At 70.7% G+C, this 5,266-nt stretch carries 6 protein-coding genes; all 6 read left to right on the top strand.

The genetic code is table 11. The features are described 5' to 3' along the window. Positions 1-32: 32 nt before the first annotated feature. The 6 genes from ACWD3C_RS45500 to ACWD3C_RS45475 all read left to right on the top strand — a co-directional run bounded on the left by ACWD3C_RS45500 (position 33) and on the right by ACWD3C_RS45475 (position 5,077). Positions 33-410, top strand: a complete 378-nt coding sequence (locus tag ACWD3C_RS45500; protein ID WP_451154185.1) for a nuclear transport factor 2 family protein — start codon at positions 33-35, stop codon at positions 408-410. Positions 411-521: 111 nt separating this feature from the next. Next, positions 522-1,406, top strand: coding sequence for a dioxygenase family protein (locus ACWD3C_RS45495; protein WP_451154183.1), 885 nt, complete (start codon positions 522-524; stop codon positions 1,404-1,406). Between the two features lie 27 nt (positions 1,407-1,433). Beyond that, positions 1,434-1,622 (top strand): hypothetical protein, encoded by a 189-nt coding sequence (locus ACWD3C_RS45490; RefSeq protein ID WP_451154181.1) that lies wholly within the window; start codon positions 1,434-1,436, stop codon positions 1,620-1,622. A 4-nt stretch (positions 1,623-1,626) separates the two neighbouring features. Beyond that, positions 1,627-3,102, top strand: coding sequence for an amidohydrolase family protein (locus ACWD3C_RS45485; protein ID WP_451154179.1), 1,476 nt, complete (start codon positions 1,627-1,629; stop codon positions 3,100-3,102). 3 nt (positions 3,103-3,105) lie between these two features. After that, on the top strand, positions 3,106-4,287 hold the full coding sequence (locus ACWD3C_RS45480; protein ID WP_451154177.1) for a CaiB/BaiF CoA transferase family protein: 1,182 nt from the start codon (positions 3,106-3,108) through the stop codon (positions 4,285-4,287). After that, positions 4,280-5,077: a citryl-CoA lyase gene (locus ACWD3C_RS45475; RefSeq protein ID WP_451154175.1), complete on the top strand. Its 798-nt coding sequence runs from the start codon at positions 4,280-4,282 to the stop codon at positions 5,075-5,077. Before ACWD3C_RS45480 ends, ACWD3C_RS45475 begins: the two co-directional genes overlap by 8 nt. Positions 5,078-5,266: the final 189 nt, after the last annotated feature.

Genomic DNA, 5,266 nt, shown 5'->3' with positions numbered 1-5,266 from the left:
GCCGTCGTCGTTCGTCTGCGGCGGCGCCGTGGCTGGTCGCGCCCACGCGGCGAAGCCGCATATGTACACAGCCCGCGCCCCTTCGGGGGCGCCGCACAGCCGCTCGGTCGAGTACCTCGCCCCGGAGTACCACCAGCACAACCCCACCATCCCCCGGCGGCTCCGCCGGCCTGCGCGAGCAATTCACCTCGCTCTTCCAGCAGTTCCCGGACCTGATCGTGGAACGCAAGCGCGTCATCGCCCACGGCGACATCGTCGCCATCCACGCCCACTACCGCCTCAGCCCCGACGACCGCGGCCAGGCCGTCGTGGACATCTTCCGCGTCGGCAGGAACGGCAAGATCGTCGAGCACTGGGACGCGATCCGGGACGTACCGGCGGAGTCCGCCAACGACAGCACCATGTTCTGAGCCAGTCCTGCCGCGAGGGCTTGATTTAGGCATCAACCATAGGCCAAGGTGTCCGCTGTACGGACGAAGGTCCGCACAGCGGCCGAGGCTGATCGAATCAAGGAGGATTCCATGGCCTTCGTGACGGAGGACAACCTCACCGACCTTGCGGTGAAACGGTGGGCCACGGCCCACTCGCCTCGGCTCGCCGAGCTGATGACAGCGCTGGTGCGGCACCTCCACGCGTACGCCCGCGAGGTCGGGCTCACCGAGGAGGAGTGGGCGGCAGCCGTCGAATGGCTCACCGCGACCGGCCGGATCAGCGACGACAAGCGCCAGGAGTTCATCCTCGCCTCCGACGTGCTCGGCCTGAGCACGCTCGTCGTCCAACTGAACCACCGCTTCTCGGCGGACGCGACACCGGCGACGGTGCTCGGCCCGTTCCACATCGACGGCTCGCCCACGGCGGCGTTCGGGGCGGACATGTCCGACGGCATCGCGGGCATGCCGCTGTTCGTCACCGGCCGGGTCCTCGGCCTCGACGGCACGCCGCTGCCGGACGTCGTCCTGGACGTGTGGCAGGCCGACGCCGACGGTACGTACGAGGCCCAGCTCCCGGACATCGACGAGGCACGGTTGCGCGCCCTGTACCGGACCCGGGCGGACGGCACGTACTGCGTGCGCACCATCGCGCCACGCGGCTACGCCATCCCGATGGACGGCCCGGTCGGTGCCCTGATCGGCGGGACCGACATCAGCTACTTCCGCCCCGCGCACATCCACTTCCTGATCGACCACCCGGGCTACGAGAAGCTGATCACCCATCTGTTCCAGCAGGGCTCCGAATTCCTCGACACCGATGTCGTGTTCGGCACGAAGGACGAGCTGATCGTGCGCTTCACCGAGAAACCGGCCGGTGCCTGCCCGGACGGCGGCACGATCGACGAGCCCTATCTGCACGCCGAGTTCGACTTCGTGCTCCAGCCCCGGGCCGACGCGGGCGAGACACGGCCGTGAACCTGGGGCTGCTCCTGCTGCGGCGCGGTGGCCGCGGTCCTCGCCTTCACCGGGCCCGGAGCCCGGTCGCTCGACCATGCTCTCGGACTGAACCAACTGGACGGCTACGCATGGAGATCCGCGGCACTGGCTCTCGGCCTGGTCGCCGCGGCCGTGCCGCTGACCGCCCGCTCCCGGGTCCTGCGTGCCCGGACCACACCATCCACCACGAGGTGACCAGATGACGATCGAAGAACCGCGCCAGGAAGACTTCGCCCCGGGACGCCCCGTGCTGTTCCGCGACGCGACCGTACTGTCCATGGACCCCGCGATCGGCCTGCTCGACCGCGGCGACGTACTGGTCCGCGGCGAGCGGATCGAACAGGTCGGGCGGGATCTCCAGGCACCGGACGACGCGGTGGTGGTGGACGCCTCCGGCGGCATCCTCATGCCCGGCATGGTCGACACCCACCGGCACATGTGGCAGACGGCGCTGCGCGGCCTCGGGGCGGACTGGACCCTGTCGCAGTACTTCGTCTTCTACTACCTCAGCTGGGGCAAGATCTTCCGCCCGGAGGACATCCACGCCGGCAACCTGCTGTCCGGCATAGAGGCGCTCGACGCGGGTGTCACCACGACGGTGGACTGGTCGCACGGCCTGCAGACCCCCGAGCACGGGGACGCGGCGGTCGAGTCGCTGCGCGCCGTACCGGGCCGCTTCGTGCTGGCCTACGGCAACCTGCTCGGAGCGCCGTGGGAGTGGACCAACTCACCGGAGTTCCGGTCCTTCGTCGACCGCAACTTCGCCTCGCGGGACGACATGCTCGGCCTGCAGCTCGCCTTCGACGTCACCGGTGACGAGGCCTTCCCCGAGAAGGCGGCGTTCGAGGCGGCCCGCGAGCTCGGCCTGCCGGTCACCACCCACGCCGGGGTCTGGGGCGCGACCGACGACAATGGCATCCGGCTGATGTGGGACCACGGGTTCATGACGCCCGACGTCACCTACGTTCACTCGGCGACGCTCAGCGAGGACTCGTACCACCGGATCGCCGCCTCGGGCGGCACGGTCTCGGTGTCGGCGGAGAGCGAGCACAACGCGGGCCAGGGCTACCCACCCACCTGGCGGCTGCGGCGCCACGGCATCCCCGTGTCGCTGTCGATGGACACCAGCGTGTGGTTCAGCGCCGACCTGTTCTCGGCCATGCGCGCCACGCTGTCGGCCGACCGGACGCGCGAGCACATGGAGGCGCACACGGCCGGAGAGACGGTGGTGCACCACCGGCTGCGTGCGCGGGACGTCGTGGAGTGGGCCACGATCGGCGGCGCGAAGGTGCTCGGCCTCGACGAGAGCATCGGCTCGCTGACCCCGGGCAAGAAGGCCGACCTCGTCCTGCTCAAGAACGACCGGTCCCCCGCGATGTACCCGGTCCTGCACCCCTACGGGCACGTCGTCTACCAGGCCACCCGCGCCGACGTACACACCGTGCTCGTCAACGGAACCGTCGTGAAGTACGCGCACGAACTGGTCGGCGTGGACCTGGAGCGGGCACGGAACGCGGTCGCCTCGACCGTCGAGTACGCGCGCACCACGATGGGCGAGGACGCGTGGCGGGAGGCCGTGGAGCCGGAGATCCCCGAGACCCAGCTGATCTCGAACCCGTACACCTACAGCGAGTACCGCGGCGAAGGCGTCGCCGTACAGCAGGAGGAGTCGTAAGCCATGACCACAGGTACTCCCGGGCCGCTCGACGGACTGCTGGTGGCCGACTTCTCCCGCATCCTCGCGGGCCCCTACGCGACGATGCTGCTGGCCGACCTCGGCGCCGACGTGGTGAAGGTCGAGGGCCCGGGAGGGGACGACACCCGCACGTGGATGCCACCCGTGCGGGACGGCGTGTCGACCTACTACCTGGGGATCAACCGCGGCAAGCGGTCGATCGCGCTCGACTTCCGCGACGAGACGGACGCCCGGCTGGCCAGGGAGCTCGCGCGGCGTGCGGACGTGGTGATCGAGAACTTCAAACCGGGCGGGCTGGCCAGATACGGCCTGGACCACGCGTCGGTGAGCGTGGACAACCCGGGGGTGGTGTACGCCTCGATCAGCGGGTTCGGCTCCGGCCCCGGCCGGAAGGTGCCCGGATACGACCTGATGGTGCAGGCGATCTCCGGGCTGATGAGCCTCACCGGTGACCCCGACGGGCCGCCGTACCGCGCGGGCATCTCGGTGTTCGACGTGATGGCGGGCAACCACGCCGCCATCGGCATCCTCGCCGCGCTGCGCCACCGCGACGCCACCGGCCGCGGCCAGCTCGTCGAGGTGAACCTGCTGTCGTCGGCGCTGACCGGGCTGGTCAACCACAGCTCCGGCTACGTCGCGGGCGGCACGGTGCCCTACCGGATGGGCAACGCGCACCCCAGCGTCTTCCCCTACGAGCCGCTGCCGACGGCCGATCAGGACCTGATCGTGACGGCCGCCAACGACGGGCAGTTCCGCAAGCTGTGCGAGGTGCTCGGCATCCCCGAGTTCGCCGACGACCCCCGCTTCCGGCACAACGCCGACCGCACCGAGCGGCGCGAGGAGCTCCGGCCGCTCCTGGTGGAGCGGCTGAAGACGAGGACGGCCCTGGAGTGGTTCGACCTGCTCGTCGACGCCGGGGTTCCCTGCGGGCCGATCAACACCATCGACGGCGGGTTCGCCATGGCCGAACGCTTCGGACTCGACCCGGTCGTCGAGGTCGGCGAAGGAGACCGGACCGTACCCACCACCCGGCACCCGATCCGCTTCTCCGAGACCCCCGCCGCCTACCGGCTGCCGCCGCCCGAACTCGACGAACACGGAACCGAACTGCGCAAGTGGCTTGAGGACGGTCCGCGGAACGCTCCGGAGGACGACGATGCCTGAGTACCCGACCGCGCTCGGCGCCTCCTCCCTGGAGAAGATCACCCTGCTCGGGCAGGACCTCGCCGAGGCCGTGATGGGCGAGGTCGGGTTCGGGGAGCTGGCGTTCTGGCTGGCCACGCAGCGCCGTCCGACGCCGGGTGAGACCCGTGTGTTCGAGGCCGTGCTCGCCGCCCTCGCCGACCACGGCTTCACCCCGACCGCGATCACCGCCCGGCTGACGTATCTGTCCGCCCCCGACTCGGTCCAGGGCGCTCTCGCCGCCGGGCTCCTCGGCGGCGGCTCACGGTTCCTCGGCGTCACCGAGGACTGCGGCCGGTTCCTCCACGACGCCCTGGCCACAGTGGAGGACGGCCACCCGACCGACGAGGCCGGATGGGACGAACTCGCCCTGGCCACCGTACGTTCCGCGCGAGAGGCCCGGAGGCTGATCCCGGGCCTCGGGCACCACGTCCACAAGCAGGGCGACCCCCGCACCCCGAGGCTGTTCCGGATCGCCACCGAGGAGGATCAGTTCGGCCCGCACCTGTCGCTGTTCGCCGCCATCGGCCGGGTCCACCCCCAGGTGCTGGGCCGCACGCTCCCGCTCAACGGCGCCGGAGTCTGCGGCGCCGCGCTCGCCGACCTCGGCCTCCCCCTGGAACTGCTCCGCGCCTTCGCGCTGCTCGCCCGTACGGCGGGGCTCATCGGCCAGCTCGCCGAGGAGATCCGCACGCCTGTCGCGAACGACATCTTCCTGTCGGTGGACCTCAACAACCGGGCCGTCCCGCCACGACCGCACGACAGCGGATGATCGCACTGTTCCGGGACGGCCCGGCCGGCGGCCGCGCCAAGGTCACGCTCGACTTCGCGTACGCGCATCCGTTCTTCGCGGCCAGCAGGCCCTGAGCACCAGCCCAACCAGCGAGCACCAGCCCAACCAGCGAGCACCAGCCCAACCAGCGAGCACCAGCCCAACCAGCGAGCACCAGCCCAACCAGCT

It is taken from the genome of Streptomyces sp. NPDC002845, from assembly GCF_053591955.1.
This window is presented reverse-complemented; position numbering and strand designations above follow the sequence as displayed.

What these genes read in the sequence shown, in the direction of transcription:
- ACWD3C_RS45495 (WP_451154183.1), top strand. Translation starts at nt 522, where the DNA reads ATGGCCTTCGTGACGGAGGACAACCTCACCGACCTTGCGGTGAAACGG.
- ACWD3C_RS45485 (WP_451154179.1), top strand. Translation starts at nt 1,627, where the DNA reads ATGACGATCGAAGAACCGCGCCAGGAAGACTTCGCCCCGGGACGCCCC.
- ACWD3C_RS45480 (WP_451154177.1), top strand. Translation starts at nt 3,106, where the DNA reads ATGACCACAGGTACTCCCGGGCCGCTCGACGGACTGCTGGTGGCCGAC.
- ACWD3C_RS45475 (WP_451154175.1), top strand. Translation starts at nt 4,280, where the DNA reads ATGCCTGAGTACCCGACCGCGCTCGGCGCCTCCTCCCTGGAGAAGATC.